The following is a 14,760-nucleotide window of genomic DNA, read 5'->3' on the forward strand; positions in this document are numbered from 1 at the left end:
CAACCGATTGCCTGCCCAGGGAAGGACCCCGCGGGCAGCGGCCGGATGTGGATCGGGTGACGCCTCCTCGACGCACCCGGCCGACCGGCGGGCGTGCTCGGGCCAGGGCCGCCCGTAGCGGCTCAGCGTTCGTCGAGGACGTGGTCGAGCAGCGCGATGACTGTCTCGGTGTCCGCGCGGGCGAGTGTGGCGAGGACCCCGGTGTGACGGGCGAGAACGACGCCGATGAGTGCGGCGGTGAGCAGCTCGGCCCGCAGTTGCGCGTCGGCGGCGTGCTCGTGGGCCAACCGGGCTGCCAGCGGCGCGACGATGCGACGGTGGAGTTCGGTGGCCGCGGCCTCCTGCGCCGTCCGGTCGTCGTAGGGTTTGATCGCGGCCTGGAAGATCGGCCCTGGACCGCTTCGGTCGGTGCGCCGGATCAGGGCGGCGAGCCGGTCGGGCTCGAGGAAGTCGGTGGGAGTCTCCCCGGCGTCTGCTGCCTGCAGTGTCGCGATGTAGAGCTGGGCCTTCCCGCCGAAGTAGCGGGCGATCATGGTGGGGTCGACACCGGCGAGCTGGCCGATGTCGCGAGCGGTGGTCCTGTCGAACCCGCGTTCGGCGAACAGCTGCGCGGCGGCGGCGAGCAGGCGTTCCTTGCTGGCGGCGGCGTCGCGGCGGCGCGGCACCGTCGTGTTCTTCGCCGTGGACGTCTCATGATTCACGAAGGGTCATGTTCCTCTTCATCGACGTTCCCCGGGTCTGCCGGTATCGGTCTGCTCGCCGGCGGCGCCTGGCCGGCCGGCATCGCCGGGGACCGCCAAAGCGAGGCTTTCGAGATCCTGCTCCTCTTCTTCGACGATGGCCTCCCGCTCTTCGACGATGGCCTCCTGCGCCGGGCTCAGGCCGAACCGCCGGCCGCCGAGCCAGGGCAGAAACACGCTGCTGGCCGCCGTCAGGACCCACATGAAGCAGGATGCGACGGCAACCGCGGTATAGCCGCGGTCGGCCGGAAACGACGCCCCGGGCCGGGTGTGCGCCTGCAGGATCGCGGCGCTGGCGCTGCTGCCGATTCCGTAGCCGACGTAGCGCAGCACCTGGTTGAAGCTGAGCGCACTGCCGGTCTCGCGAGCGGGCACCGACTGCACGATGAACCCGGGCATGACGGCGAAGATCGCGCCGATCCCGAGGCCGGCGATGGCCATCACCACCGCGATCTCCACGAACGTGTCGTGGGCCAGGGCGAACATGACCATCCCGGCCAGCAGCACGCTCGCGGCAAGCGAGAGCACCCGGCCCGGCGCCATCCTGCGGATCAGCGCCCGGGTGATGCTGCTGGCCGCGATCGTGCCGACGGAGAACGGCGTCAGCATCAAGCCCGCGACGGCGACCGAGGCACCCAGCCCGTAGCCCACGCTCGTGGGCGTCTGCACCAGGCGGGTCACCGTCGAGGTGAGCAGGTACATGCCGACGCCGGTGAACACTGCGCACACGTCGGCGGTCAGCACGACGATGTGCCGCAACCGGCGCACATCGACCAGCGGATGATCGCTGCGCAGCTCCAGCCCCACCCAGCCGGCCAGCATCGCGATCGCGACCGCGACGGTGCCGAGCAGGCGCGCCGACGCCCAGCCCCACCGCCCGCCCTCACTGATCGCCAACAGCAACCCGGCCAGGGCGATCCCGAGCGTGCTCGCGCCGGCAAGATCGAGCCGGGTCGCCGGCCGATGGCGGGAGGACGGCACCACCACCATCGCGGCGAGCAGTGCCGCGACCGCGATGGCAACCCCGAACCAGAACGCCACGCGCAGGCCGCAGGTCTCGGCGATCAGCGCGACGAGCGGGTATCCCAGGCCGATGCCGGCAACGGTGGTGATCGACAGGATCGCCATCGCCGGGCGGGCGCGCTCTGGTGGCAGGGCGTCGCGGGCCACCGTCAGGGTGAGTGGGGTGAGGCCGAGGCCCACGCCCTGGGCCGCCCGGCCGCCGAGCAGCGTCGGAAAGCCCAGCGGCAGGGCGGCGAGGGCGCCGCCGATCGCCACGATGACCAGGCCGACCAGCAGCACCGGTTTGCGGTACTGGCCGTCGCCCAGGCGCCCGATGGTCGGCGTGGCGACCGCGCCGACCAGGAAGGTGATCGTCAGTGACCACTGCGCGTCGTCGACCGAGACGTGATTGACCGCGGCGACCAGTGGCACCAGCGGCGCGCCCAGGCTGCCGACCACGGCGACGACCATGCCGATGAAGACCAGTCCAGGCACCAGGAGTCTGTGTGCGGCCCGTCCGGGCCCCGCGTCATCGCGATTCATCCGACATCCACCCCATTCAGCGACAAGGTAAGTCTACGCCTGATGTCTACGGGCGATGGCAAACCTCGCCGCGGGCGCCCGGATCCCCGGCACCCTTCGCACCCTCGGCACCCTTCGCACCCTCGGCACCCTCGGCACCGCGGACGGAGAGGCCGACGCTGTCCTGCCGCGGGTGGCCGTCTCCGCTGGCAGGCGGCGGGGGTGCTGGGACGATCGCCGGCTCGTCGAGGAAACGTGCCCCGGGATTGCCGGTCGGCGGACCTGCCTGTACCGGGCCCGGAGTCACCGGTGGACGGTCCGGTAGACAGCGGCGTGAGCGTTGTCGATAGCACGCCCTTCGGCAGTTTCTTCCGCGGCCGCAGTTCCTCGTTCGGTGGCGATTCCTCGATCTCGATGGACGGGGTAAGTCGTAAGTGCCATCACATTCGTGTGAACTCCGCCACCGGCACGATTGACCCGGCGGCGCGAAGAGGCGGTGGCGCTTCGTGGTGGGCCGACTCGCGAGGGCAGGGATTCATGGCAACCACGCATTCACGTTAATGATTACTACGGAGGTGGGTGGCAGGCCGCAAAGTCGTTCGTGTTGAATCTGAACCGATCGGAGCGCGCGGTCACGGCGCCCACACCAATGCCCGCACCGGAGGCATCATGACAATACCGTCCGTCCCTGGACGACCGACCCGGCTGACATGAGGGAGGGCCCGCCCTCCCGGCCGGTGTCGATGTCGGCATCGACACCGACACCGATCGGGCCGCCGGTGCCGCCACTGCGTCCCGACGACCGGTTCGGAAACCTCGTCGACCGGATCCGCGCCGTCGCCGCGGTCTGCCGCGACGTCGTGGCGGTCCGCGATGAGCACCTGGCCGTCACCTTCGCCGAGCTCGTCGCCTGGGTGGACGTCGTCGCCGACCGGATCCTGCGGGAGCCGGCCGCGGCCGACCCGGACACGCCCGTCGCGGTGCTGCTGCCCCACGGCGCGAGTGGCATCGCGGCCGTCCTGGGCGTCGTCGCGAGCGGCCGGCCCTGCGTGCCCCTCGACGGGCTGACTCCCCCCGACCGCCTCGCGCAGATCGTGGGACTGGCCGGGGCCCCGGTGTGCGTCACCGGACCGGCCGGCTCCGCCGACCAGCGGACCGCCGCCGCGCTGCCGGGGATCGTGGCGACGGTCGACGTCGGCGACGAGCGCGCCGCCGCCTGGTCCCCGGCGTTGGCCGACCGGGTGGCGTCGACCGCGCCGCGCCGGGCCGACACCGATCCGGCCGTGCTGATCTTCACCTCCGGGTCGACCGGAGCACCCAAGGGCGTCGTCTGGCACCACCGCGCCCTGCTCGGCATCCACTACGCCATCCAGGTCCGGGACGTGATGCGGCCGGTGCCGGGCGACCGGCTGCCGTTGTTCCTGCCCTACTCCTTCATCTCGGGGCTGAACCGGATGGTTGGTGGCCTGGTCTTCGGCACCACCCTGGAGATGTACGACCCGCGGGTCCGCGGCGTGCGCAATCTGGCCGGCTGGCTGCGCACCACCCGGCCGGCCGGCATCGTGGCCACGCCGGCGCTGATCCGGACCGTGTTCGGCTGCCTCGAGCCGGACGAGGTGCTCGACGACCTGCGGTTCGTCATGTCGGTCGGCGAGGCGATCTACGCCCGCGACGTCGCGCTGGCCCGCCGTCACCTGCCGCCGACCGCGGCGTTCCTGGTCTCCTACGGGGCCTCGGAGCTCGGCACGGCGACCTGCGCCCCGATCTGGTCGGACGAGGACCTGCCCGACGGCGTGATGCCGGCCGGGCGGCCGGTGGTCGACGTCGCGGTGCGGGTGATCTCACCGGACGGCGTCGAGCTGTCACCCGGACAGACGGGTGAGATCGTCGTGGCGGGCCACTTCATCACGGGAGGCTACTGGCGGGCGCCGGCGGCGAGCGCCGCGCGGTTCGGCGTCGGCCCGGACGGCACGCCCACCTACCGCACCGGCGACCTCGGCCGCCTCGATGCCGGTGGCCAGCTGCGGGTCGTCGGCCGCAACGACGCGGCCGTGAAGATCCGCGGGTACCTCGTCGAGCCGATCGAGATCGAGTCCGCCCTGCTCGCGACCTCGGACGTGCTCGAGGCCGTCGTCGTGGCCGACCGGAGCACCGAGCGCACCCGCCTGGTCGCCTACGTCGTCCCCGCGTCCGGCGCCCGGGTCTCGCCGGCCTCGATCAGACGCCTGCTGCGGGCCAAGCTGCCGTCCTACATGGTGCCGGCCGTCGTCATGCTGGTCTCCGCGCTGCCGAGGACCGACCGCAGCAAGGTGGACCGCCTGCACCTGCCCCCCGCCCCCACCGGCCCGAGATCCGACCAGAACCCGCCGCGCGACCAGTGGGAGGAGGCCGTCGCCGGCGTGTGGGCCGCCGCCCTGCACCTCGACGACGTCGGCATCCACGACGACTTCGTCGAACTCGGCGGGGACTCCCTCATCGCCGAGGAGCTGCTCAGCAGGATCGCCGACGAACTCGGCGTCGACCTGCCCACCTCCACCGTCGCCGACGCCCCCACCGTCGCCGAGTTCACCGTCCGCCTGCGCAACACCGGTACCGACGTGCTGCGGCACCCCACCGTCGTCCCGCTGCGCACCACCGGCGACGGCCCGCCCCTGTTCTGCTTCTGCGGCGCCGGCGGCCTGGCCATCGGCATGCTCGGCTTCGCCCGCCACTTCGACGGCGAGCGTCCCGTCTACGGCATCCAGGCCCACGGCCTGGAATACCGCGGCCTGCCCGACTGGTCCATCCTTGCCGCCGCCCGCCGCCACGCCCGCACCCTGCGCCTGCTCCAACCCGCCGGCCCCTACCACCTCGCCGGGCACTCCTTCGGTGGGCTCGTCGCCTTCGAGACCGCACGGCTGCTCACCGAGGCCGGCGGCCACGTCGAGGTGCTGATCCTCATCGACAGCTTCCCGCCCGACCCGTCCGGCGGCGTCTTCGCGGGCGGGGTGCTGCCCTCCGCGCTGCCAGGGGCCCCGGCCATGGCCTCGCCTCCGGCCATGCCCTCGCCTCCGGGTATGCCCTCGCCTCCGGGTATGCCTTCGCCTCCGGGTATGACCTCGCCTTTGGCCGCGACCTCGCCCCCGGGCACGACGCCGCCTCCGGGCGCAGCCGCGGACCGGGTCGGGGGATCGGCCACGGGCCCGGCGCGCGGCGTGGGGGCTGCCGCGCGGGTCGCCGCCCGGGCCCTGCTCGGCCGGGCCTGGCGCGCGGCCCAGCTTCCGATGGCCGGTGTCGTCCAGTTCAGGGGCATGAACCAGTACGACGTCTTCTACGACCAGTCCCGGGTGCTCACCAGGTTGTACCGGCCGAGGCCCTGGAACGGGCGGGCGCTGGTCTACACGGCGACCGCGTCGCCGGCGCACCGTCGGGATGTCTGGCGCGCGCTGCTGACCGGCGAGGCGGTCTACCGGACCGTGGGCGGCGACCACGACACCGTGCTACGCGAACCCGTCGTCAGCGAGATCGCCGCCGACATCCGGGCGGTCCTCGCCGGCCGCACCAGCCCCCGCAGGGCCTGACCCGCCCCCGCAGGGACTGACCGGTCCTGACCGGTCCCCGGAGGGCCTGACCGGCCGCCGCGTGGGTGCTTCCTGGCGTGATGCCGGCCGGGCGGCCGGTGGACCGACTGACCATCTCGGCGGCGGGGAGGACCGCGCTGCCGTGACCCGCCGACAGCGAAGGGTCCGTATTCGTGAGGGTGCAGGACGCAGTCAACGTCGAGGACGTCCGGAGGCTGGCGCGCCGCCGGCTTCCCCGGGTGGTCTTCGACGCCCTGGCGGGCGGCGCCGGCGACGAGGTGTCGCTGCGGCGCAACCGTACGGCGTTCGACCGCATCGAGTTCCGTCCGCGGCCGCTCGCCGACGTCGCGACGCGGGACCTCTCGACGACCGTGTTCGGTGAACGGCTGTCGATGCCGATCATGCTGGCGCCCACGGGCGCGAGCCGCCTCGCCCGTTCCTCCGCGGAGCTCGCCGTGGCGCGGGCCGCGGCGCGGGCGGACGTCGTGTACATGCAGAGCACCGTGGCGGCCTTCCCGCTCGAGGACGTCGCCGCCGCCTCGGCCGGCACGCTGTGGTACCAGCTCTACCTGCCCCCCGACCGCGCCGAGCTCGGCGACCTCCTCCGGCGGATCGCGGCGGCCGGGTACCGGGCGCTGGCCATCACCATCGACACCCCGGTCCTGGGTAACCGGGAGCGCGACACGCGCAACCGGCTCATGAACCGGCCGCCGCATCCCCGGACGCTGCTGCAGGGCGCGGGCAAGCCGGCGTGGGCAGCCGACTTCGTCCGCGGCAAAGTCGACTACCTGCGCGGCCAGCTCGGCGCCGGCCGTGCCGCCAGTCCGGCCGGTGCGGCCAGTCCGACCCCCCTGAGCCTCGACCAGACCCGGGCGACGATCACGTCGTCGTCGGACTGCATCACCTGGTCGGACGTCGAGCGGATCCGGTCGTTGTGGGAGGGCCCGCTGCTTCTCAAGGGTCTGATGCGTGGGGACGAGTGCGACCGGCTCGTCGAGCTGGGCGTCGACGGGGTCGTCGTCTCGAACCACGGCGGTCGGCAGCTCGACGGCGTCCCCGCGACCATCGACATCCTGCCGGAGGTGGTCGACGCGGCGGCGGGCCGGCTCGCGGTGTTCCTCGACGGAGGTGTCCGGCGCGGCAACGACGTGGCCAAGGCGCTCGCCCTCGGCGCCGCGGGTGTCTTCGTGGGACGGCCCTATCTGTACGGCCTGGCCGCGGGCGGTGAGGCCGGCGTCCTGCGGGTGATCGAGCTGCTGCGCGCGGAGTTCGACCGCGCGATGGCCCTGCTCGGCGCCGCGACCGTGGCGGACCTCGACCGAAGCCTCGTTTCGGGTGCGCGCATCCCCGCCATCCCGTCACCGTCGACGCCGTAGGCCCGGCCTGCTCGACCGGCCGAGTGCGGCCGCCTCCGCCCATGCGCTATCCCTCCAGGTAGGCGAGGACGGCGAGGACGCGGCGGTTGTCGTCCTCGGACGGTTGCAGGCCGAGTTTGGTGAAGATGCTGGCCGTGTGCTTCCCGACGGCCCTTTCGGTGATCACCAGGCTGGCTCCGATCGCGGCATTCGAGCGGCCCTGGGCCATGTGGGCGAGCACCTCGCGTTCCCGCGGGCTGAGTCGGTCCAGCGGCCGGCGGCGACTGTCGAGCAGCTTCGCCACGACGCTCGGGTCGAGCGCCGTGCCGCCGTCGGCGACGCGCCGTACCGCCGCGATGAACTGCCCGACGTCGGAGACCCGGTCCTTGAGCAGGTAGCCGATTCCACCAAGCCCGTCGGCCAGCAGCTCCCGGGCGTAGAGCTGCTCGACGTACTGGGACAGGACGAGCACCGGCAGGCCGGGAACCTGCTGGCGGGCGGCGAGCACCGCCCGCAGCCCCTCGTCGGAGTAGCCGGGTGGCAGGCGGACGTCGACCACCGCGACGTCCGGGCGCAGCGCGACGAGATCCCGGATGAGCTGGGGACCGTTGTCGACCGCCGCGACGACCTCGAAGTCGTGCGCCTGGAACAGCCGGATGAGCCCGTCGCGCAGCAGGGTCAGGTCCTCGGCGAGCACGATCCGCATCCGGCTCACGGCAGGCGGCTCACGGCAGGCGGCCCGGACCGTGGGGCACGGTGATCGTGATGACGGTGGGCCCGCCCGCCGGGCTGTCGAGGTCGAGCCGGCCGTCGAAGGTCTCGAGCCGGCGCATGACGCCGCGCAGCCCCAGCCCTGCCGCGGGGTCGGCGCCCCCGATCCCGTTGTCGGTGACGACGATCCTCAGGACGGCCCCGTCGTGGCGCAGGGTGACCCCGCCGGCCGTGGCCCGGCTGTGCTTGACGGCGTTGGCGAGACACTCGGCGGTCGCGAGGTAGGCGGCCGACTGCACCGCCGCAGGCAGCGCCGCCGGGGCATCGCCGTCGACGGTCACCGGCAGCGCGAGGTCCAGGGCGAGGGCCCGCAGACCGCCGGCGAGGCCGCGGTCGGCGAGCACCGCGGGGTGGATGCTGTGCATGACGGTGCGCAGGTCGGCCAGGGCGCTGACCGCGGTGGACCGGGCCTCGCTCAGCAGTTGCGCGGTCGCGTCGGGGTCCGCCCGGATCAGGTCCTGCGCCATGCCGAGGCTGAGCGCGAGCGAGACCATGCGCGCCTGGGCGCCGTCATGGAGGTCCCGTTCGACCCGGGCGAGTTCGGCGGCCTGCCCGTCGAGGGCCCGGCGGCGGGTGTGCGTCAGGATGTCGACCCGTCTGGTGAGCTCCTTCTCCCGGCCGTCCGGGCGGCGGCTGACCACCCAGGCGTGCACGCCGAAGAGGATCGACCACGCTGTGGTGCTCCACAGCGGCCAGAAGTACCCACCCCCGGAGAGCGCCCACACCGTCAGATCGACCGGCACGAGGAGCACCAGCACCGCTCGTCCGGCCGCCAGCCGCCGGCGGCGGCCCGGCGGCCGGCGAAGCGTCCAGCCCGCCAAGCAGGCCGGCGAGGGCGGCAACGTAGGTGGAGCCGCCGAGGTCGAGTGCCCACCGGGAGAACAGCGCCAGCCACACCACCGACTGGAACAGGTATCCCGTCATCGAACGGCGTCCCAGGGCGGCCACGTCGTGCACACAGCTCCAGGCCCGATCCGAGCGCACGCGCCGCGGCTGGGCCAGTCGCGCCGCCAGCAGGCCGAACAGGGCCACGTAGCCGGGGCCGGCGTACTCGCCCGTGACCGCGTGGAGCCACGACATGCGGTGCACTGTACCTGCGTCGACATGCGCGATACCGGCCGAAACGAAGGCGTACGGCAGCGCGCCGGCGATGGCGATACCGAGGCCGACGCAGGCGACCCGACGCAGCAGCGTCCGGTGCGCGGCAGGGTCCTCGAGGATGCGCCGCCGTGCCGCCCAGATGCCCAGCCAGACGATGACGAGGAAGGGAATCACGGTCGCGGTGTGGACGGGCCATTCGGCGAGCCGGTCGAGGACCGAGCGCCCGTAGGACGACGCCGCCAGCGACGGGTCGGCCGAGTTGGTCAGTGTCGCCTGCCCCCGCTGCCAGCGCAGGACGACCGCCAGCGCGACGGCCGCGGCCTCGAGCGTCTGGATTCCCCAGAGCCAGAGCACGAGCCGGTGGAAACGGTCGCCTCGATGGAGCATGAAAAGGGTCGCGAGGATGCCGACGATTCCGTAGGCGCCGAGGAAGTCGCCGAAGTAGAGCAGCGTCGCATGCACGAAGCCGAAGCCGATGAGGCAGGCGTTGCGGCGCAGCAGGACACGCCGCCCGCCGTCGCGGTCGGTCGCCCGGCGGCGGGCGAGTTGGACGAGGCTGTAACCGAACATGACCGCGAAGACCGGGTACGCCCGGTTGTTCACCAGCGTGATCATCAGGAAGTTCACGACGCGCTCCGCGCCGCGGGGCGTGCCGTCAATGCCGGGCCGGCCGGCGAAGGCGCAGTTCCCGGCGTTGGCGAGCGCGATGAACAGCAGCATCGCGCCGCGGGCCAGGTCGGGGGCCAGCGCGCGCTGCACGAGGTGCACAGGTCCGGGCGAGGATGCCGGCGCGGGAAGTGGCTGCGTCATGACCCTCAGACTCGCGGCGCCCGGCCACCGCCACGAGGGGCCTGGACACCCTCTTCGATCGGGGGCCTGCACCCTCCCCAGCTCGCCTGACGCCGCCATGTCCGCCGCCCATGGCTCCGGGGAATCGTGTGACAGGCGGGGCCGTGGCGCTCATGATGATCGTCGTATGCCCGCCATGCGAGCCGAGTGAGGGCCGACGACCGAGTAACCGCGGCAGGTCGGTGACGAGCGTCGACACGTGTGCGTGGGCTCGGCCGCGATGACGCTGGGAGGCCAGGTTGCCTGACCACGGTGACGAGCACGCCAGGTGGATCACCGGCTGGTTGGAACGTGAGGTGGGCGGGAAGGTCGTCCGCATCGAGCGGCAGGCGCGCTGGCGCCCGGCCTGGTGGGTCGATGTCGAACGCGACGGCGAGCTGGTGCCGTTATACGTGCGGGGCGAGCGGGTCGACTCGCCGTCGGCGTTCCCGCTCGCGCACGAGATGCGTTTCCAGTCGGTCCTGCAGGACCAGGGCATTCCGGTGCCGGCCGTCCACGGCTGGTCGGAGGAGCCGCGGGCATATGTGATGGCGCGCGTCGAGGGACGCGACTCCTTCGAGGGCGTGCCGGCCGACGAGCGCCGCCGGGCGATGGAGGACTACATCGACATCCTCGTCCGGTTGCATGCGCTCGACCTGGCGCCGTTCGTGGCGGCGGGCGTCGTGCGGGCCGGTGCCGGTGAGGATCCCGGTGCGGTGGGCCTGCGGCACTTCGAGGAGTCCGCCTACCGGAAGTTGAAGAAGCGACCCGATCCCTTCCAGGAATTCGTGCTGGGCTGGCTGTCGCGGCATCGCCCCGACTCACGCGGCCGCGAGTCGGCCATCGTCTGGGATGCCGGCCAGCTCCTGCATTCCGGCGGGCGCATCACCGCGCTGCTTGACCTGGAGTTCGGCCATGTCGGCGACCCCATGCAGGATCTCGGCGGGATGTGGGTGCGCAGCCCGTTCGTGGCCCTCGGCGACCTCGCCCCCCTGATGCGCCGCTACGAGGAGCGCAGCGGCACCGCGGTGGACCTCCAGGCCGTCCATTACCACTACATTCTGTGGGCGCTGTCGAACCAGCTCGAGTTCCACTCCGTGCTCGCCGATCCGGTGCCCGGCACGGACTACATGCTCAATCTGCACTGGTGCATCGAGACCAATCTGATGGCGCTCGAAGGAATCGCCACCGTCGTCGGGGTCGAGCTGGCGCAGGTGGCCGAGCCCGGGCCGGTCGGGTCGGCTTACGGGCCGGCGCACCAGCACCTGACCCGCTCACTCGAGGGGCAGGACCTCGGCGCCGGCGCGCAGCGCTACCACAACCGCATGTCGGTGCGGCTCGCCCGACACCTGCAGCGGATCGACGAGATCGGGGCGGCGGTCGTCGACGCGGACCTCGACGACACCGCCGCCCTGGTGGGCCGACGCCCGCGGTCGTGGGTGGACGGCGAGCGGGCGCTGGAGGACTTCGTCCTCGCCGACGACGGCCGCCACGACGCCGAGCTCGTCGCGCTGTTCCACCGTCGCCTGCACCGGGCCCGCATGCTCAACGGCCCGGCGGGCTCGTGGATCACACAGCACCGCGACGTCGCGCAGCCCAGCCTGTGAGCGGGGCGGGGGTTTCGCGGATCAGGGGGTGAGCTCCTTGCCGCACAGATTCGGTGCCACCACGTCGAACGCGCTGCCCTTGGCGTTGGCCTGGACGAAGGCGTAGCAGGTGGTCGGCTTGCCGAGGCCGGTCCTGATGTTGATCGGACTGATCAGGCCGCCGGCGTCGTAGCGCGTCACGGATCGCAGCGCGGTGATGAAGCCGTCTCGGGTGGGGCAGGCGCCGGCGAGTTCCAGGCCGCGGATGAACATGTCCGCCTCGATGTAGGAGGTCACGGCGAGGTCCTGCTCCGGCTGGCTGATCTGGGGCGAGTAGCGGGTCATCGCCGTGGTGTAGGCGGCCAGGGCCGGGCCGCCGGACTCGAAGGGCCGGTAGAAGACGGGGACGCTCAGTCCCGCCAGCCGGGGGCCGTAGGTGCGCAGCAGCCGGCGGTCGTAGCCGCTCGCGGACAGGACGACCTTCGGGCTTCGGCCCGCGGCGCGCAGCGCGTCGAGGATCGCGACGAGAGCGTCCGGCTGGACCACGCTGATGACGGTGTCCGGATCGAGGGCGGCGATCCGCTGGGCGACCGACTGCGGGCTGTCCGCGCCCGGGGTGTAGTTCAGCGTGTCGAGGACCTGCACACCGGCGGCGTCCACGCTGCGCCCGTATCTCGCCGCCGCGTCCGAGACGCCGGTCGACAGCGCGGTCTGCACCACGACCGCTCGGCTGCCGCCCTGGGAGCGCACGTACTGCCCGTAGGTGTCGGTGGGAGCGGCGCTGACGTACGAGAAGGCGAACATGTTCTGGTATTTCGACCAGACCTGCTCGGCGGCCAGGCCGGTCACCGGGACATTCCGGTCCGCCAGGTACTGCGCACTACCGCTCGCGGCGAGGGTCGCCTCGATGATGCCGAAGACATGCTGGCCGTCGACGAGATCGCGGGCGGCGGTCTCGTTCGTGGCGGCCGCGCCCTGGTCGTCCCGCCAGGTGTAGGTGATGGTGCGGCCGCGGACACCGCCGGTGGAATTCGCCACGCCCAGGCGGGCGTCGATCCCGGAACGGACGGCGCCGAAGGCGCTCGCGACCGCTCCCGTGTCGGGGTAGAGGACGCCGAGGTTGACGTGGTCGGCCGTCACCCCCGGGGTGTCGCAGGTGGACGCCGAGGCCACACCGGAGGTTGAGCAACCACCGGCACCGGCGACCACCAGAAGTAACATGGCGCTCACCGCCAGAGGTCTCGAATGGCGGCACGTGAACATGGGACTCCCTGGCACGGAGGTGGGTGGCAGCGCGCTAATCGGGCGGCAGGACGGCACATCCGCCGGCGAGGTGGAGTTGCCGCCGGCGAGGCGGAATAAGCGTCCGTGCATTCGATCCTGCACTGATCAACATTGTGGAGCTGATCAGTGCGGCAACACTACCGAGGCCGGCATCCGCGGCCAATGACTGGCTGGCATATTCGTTATTGTCGCGAATGTCCCGATGTGCGCAATCACGTGGTGTTGGGCGGAACCGGGCCAGGCCGCCCGCCCGGCGGGTTACGCCTTGCGGGCGATGCCGCCGTACACGCTGACGTCGGCGTCGGTGAGATCGGCGTGGACGGGGTCCGGGAGCCAGCGGTGGACGAGGTCGACGCCGGGGGAAAGCAGTTCCAGGTCGAGGAACAGGCGCTGCACCTCGGCGCGGCTGCGGAGCTGGTTGGGGATGCGGCGATTGCGGTACGCCGACGCCGACGCCTCGAAGGCGGGATCGAAGTCGGCGGTGGCGTGGGTGAGGGCCAGGTAGCTGCCCGCGGGCAGCGCGTCGAGCAGCGTGCGAAGAATGTCGAGCGGGGAGTCGGAGTCGGGGATGAACGGGAAGATCGAGATGAGTGAGAGGGCGACCGGCCGGGTCAGGTCGAGGGTCTCGGTCAGCTCGGGGGAGTCGAGGATGAGGCCCGGGTTGCGCAGGTCCGCGTCGAGGTAGGCGGTGCGGCCCGCGGGGCTGCTGGTCAGCAGGGCGCGGGCGTGGGCGAGCACGATCGGATCGTTGTCGACATAGACGACCCGGGTGTCCGGGGCGATCTCCTGAACCACCTCGTGCAGGTTGGGCGAGGTGGGGATGCCGGTGCCGATGTCGAGGAACTGGCGGATCCCGCGGTCGCCGGCGAGGAAGCGGGTCGCGCGGATCATGAAGGCGCGGTTGTGTCGGGCGACGTTGCGGGCGTTCGGATAGGTGGCCAGCACCTGTTCCGCGGCCTGCCGGTCGGCCGGGAAGTTGTCCTTCCCGCCCAGGTAGTAGTCGTACATCCGGGCGGAATGCGCCTCGTCGATCTTCAGGTCGGCCGGCTGGGGCTCGTCGGCGAGGGAGGTCCACCACTGCCCGCCGGGGGCGTTTCCTGCAGCCGCTTCGGTCACCGCAACCTGCCCCTCAAAGTCGGACGATCCCGCCCTAATCACCCTAGCCGCAGCGGCCTCGGTGGGTCCACGAGTCGGCGGAAGGTCAACGCTGTTCACTGCGTGGCTGGAGAGTGGTACGGTGCCGCCGTGACCATCATTTCCGCTCGCCGCGCTAACACCATTATCGGCGTCGGACCACCGTTACCCGGCTCTGCGAGCAGTACGGACGGCCGCCGCGCGGACGGTCCGTCTCCCGTTCCGACCGGATCGCCTTGCGACGCCATTCTTCGGCCCGCCGCCGGTCGTCCTCCGCGGTTTGTGGGAGGACCCGTGCGGCCGTCCGACGCCGATATCGAATCAGCCGGCGTCGCCGTGCGTCCGGCGATTTTCCGGCGCGTGCACACGCGTATTGTCCGCTCGGCCGGTTCTTCGTGCCCGACGTGTCGGGTCGCCGTTGCGGCGTCACTACCCGCGTGATGAGAGGAGACGAATGGTGACCACGGACGGGCACATCCTGACAGACGGCGCAGCGGCCGGAGTGGACGTGGCCCGCACCCGTCCCGCGCTGCTGGCGATCGAGCCCACCTTCGGCGCCGGCGTGCTCTGCCCGGCTGTCCACGCGGCGCTGGCCCGACTCGACCTCGGGCTCGACGACGTCGCGGTCGTGAACCTGGTGACCCGCGCCGCGCTGTTGGGACCGACGTCGGCCGACGTGGTGGTGGCGACCTTCTACAACGTCAACCCCCGGCTGGTCGCCAGCATCATTCCGGCCGTGTGGCGCAAGGCGTCACCCGAGGCCATCCTTGCGGCGCAACAGGAGGCGTTCGCGCCGGTGCTCGCCGCGGCGCTCGCGCCGATCGACCCGGCCGAGCTCGGCGAGCTGGCCGAACTCGCGCGCACGGCCGGGCAGGCC

Annotated in this window: 10 protein-coding genes and 1 pseudogene; 4 read left to right on the top strand and 7 right to left on the bottom strand. The window is 72.3% G+C overall.

Annotated features, from left to right (window positions below):
* Window positions 1-122: 122 nt before the first annotated feature.
* Window positions 123-701 carry a TetR family transcriptional regulator gene (locus ND748_RS03930; protein WP_251744056.1) on the bottom strand — a complete coding sequence of 193 codons (579 nt, stop codon included), beginning with the start codon at window positions 699-701 and terminating at the stop codon, window positions 123-125.
* Window positions 702-719: 18 nt separating this feature from the next.
* The gene (locus tag ND748_RS03935; protein WP_251744057.1) at window positions 720-2,285 is read right to left on the bottom strand and encodes an MFS transporter; all 1,566 of its coding nucleotides are present in this window, start codon (window positions 2,283-2,285) and stop codon (window positions 720-722) included.
* 758 nt (window positions 2,286-3,043) lie between these two features.
* Between ND748_RS03935 and ND748_RS03940 the strand changes: the two genes are divergently transcribed.
* Together ND748_RS03940 and ND748_RS03945 are read left to right on the top strand one after the other, a co-directional pair.
* Window positions 3,044-5,824 carry an AMP-binding protein gene (locus ND748_RS03940; protein WP_251744059.1) on the top strand — a complete coding sequence of 927 codons (2,781 nt, stop codon included), beginning with the start codon at window positions 3,044-3,046 and terminating at the stop codon, window positions 5,822-5,824.
* A 173-nt stretch (window positions 5,825-5,997) separates the two neighbouring features.
* The gene (locus ND748_RS03945) at window positions 5,998-7,200 is read left to right on the top strand and encodes an alpha-hydroxy acid oxidase (RefSeq protein ID WP_251744060.1); all 1,203 of its coding nucleotides are present in this window, start codon (window positions 5,998-6,000) and stop codon (window positions 7,198-7,200) included.
* A 46-nt stretch (window positions 7,201-7,246) separates the two neighbouring features.
* On the opposite strand, the gene ND748_RS03950 is transcribed toward ND748_RS03945, so the two are convergent.
* From ND748_RS03950 to ND748_RS03960, 3 genes are read right to left on the bottom strand one after another with little or no spacing between them, the layout of a single operon-like run.
* Entirely contained in the window at window positions 7,247-7,885 is a 639-nt protein-coding gene (locus tag ND748_RS03950) for a response regulator transcription factor (protein ID WP_251744069.1), read from the bottom strand.
* Window positions 7,886-7,904: 19 nt separating this feature from the next.
* Complete coding sequence (locus tag ND748_RS03955) at window positions 7,905-8,444, bottom strand: sensor histidine kinase (protein WP_251744061.1); 540 nt, start codon at window positions 8,442-8,444, stop codon at window positions 7,905-7,907.
* 16 nt (window positions 8,445-8,460) lie between these two features.
* The gene (locus ND748_RS03960; RefSeq protein ID WP_251744062.1) at window positions 8,461-9,861 is read right to left on the bottom strand and encodes a DUF418 domain-containing protein; all 1,401 of its coding nucleotides are present in this window, start codon (window positions 9,859-9,861) and stop codon (window positions 8,461-8,463) included.
* Between the two features lie 278 nt (window positions 9,862-10,139).
* Here ND748_RS03960 and ND748_RS03965 point away from each other — a divergent pair, with 278 nt between their 5' ends.
* A complete protein-coding gene (locus tag ND748_RS03965) occupies window positions 10,140-11,486 on the top strand; it encodes a phosphotransferase (protein ID WP_251744064.1) in 1,347 nt (448 codons plus the stop codon).
* A 21-nt stretch (window positions 11,487-11,507) separates the two neighbouring features.
* Here ND748_RS03965 and ND748_RS03970 read toward each other — a convergent pair whose 3' ends face one another.
* Entirely contained in the window at window positions 11,508-12,686 is a 1,179-nt protein-coding gene (locus tag ND748_RS03970; RefSeq protein ID WP_251744065.1) for an ABC transporter substrate-binding protein, read from the bottom strand.
* Between the two features lie 321 nt (window positions 12,687-13,007).
* Entirely contained in the window at window positions 13,008-13,865 is an 858-nt protein-coding gene (locus ND748_RS03975) for an SAM-dependent methyltransferase (RefSeq protein ID WP_251744066.1), read from the bottom strand.
* Window positions 13,866-14,340: 475 nt separating this feature from the next.
* On the opposite strand from ND748_RS03975, the pseudogene ND748_RS03980 reads away from it, so the two are divergent.
* Window positions 14,341-14,760 (top strand): annotated as a pseudogene (locus tag ND748_RS03980) (hypothetical protein); the annotation flags it as partial.

The sequence above is a fragment of the Frankia sp. AiPs1 genome (assembly GCF_023716945.1).
In the GTDB taxonomy this organism is placed as follows: domain Bacteria; phylum Actinomycetota; class Actinomycetes; order Frankiales; family Frankiaceae; genus Frankia.

What these genes read in the sequence shown, in the direction of transcription:
- ND748_RS03950 (WP_251744069.1), bottom strand. Translation starts at nt 7,885, where the DNA reads ATGCGGATCGTGCTCGCCGAGGACCTGACCCTGCTGCGCGACGGGCTC.
- ND748_RS03970 (WP_251744065.1), bottom strand. Translation starts at nt 12,686, where the DNA reads ATGTTACTTCTGGTGGTCGCCGGTGCCGGTGGTTGCTCAACCTCCGGT.
- ND748_RS03955 (WP_251744061.1), bottom strand. Translation starts at nt 8,444, where the DNA reads ATGGTCTCGCTCGCGCTCAGCCTCGGCATGGCGCAGGACCTGATCCGG.
- ND748_RS03960 (WP_251744062.1), bottom strand. Translation starts at nt 9,861, where the DNA reads ATGACGCAGCCACTTCCCGCGCCGGCATCCTCGCCCGGACCTGTGCAC.
- ND748_RS03935 (WP_251744057.1), bottom strand. Translation starts at nt 2,285, where the DNA reads ATGAATCGCGATGACGCGGGGCCCGGACGGGCCGCACACAGACTCCTG.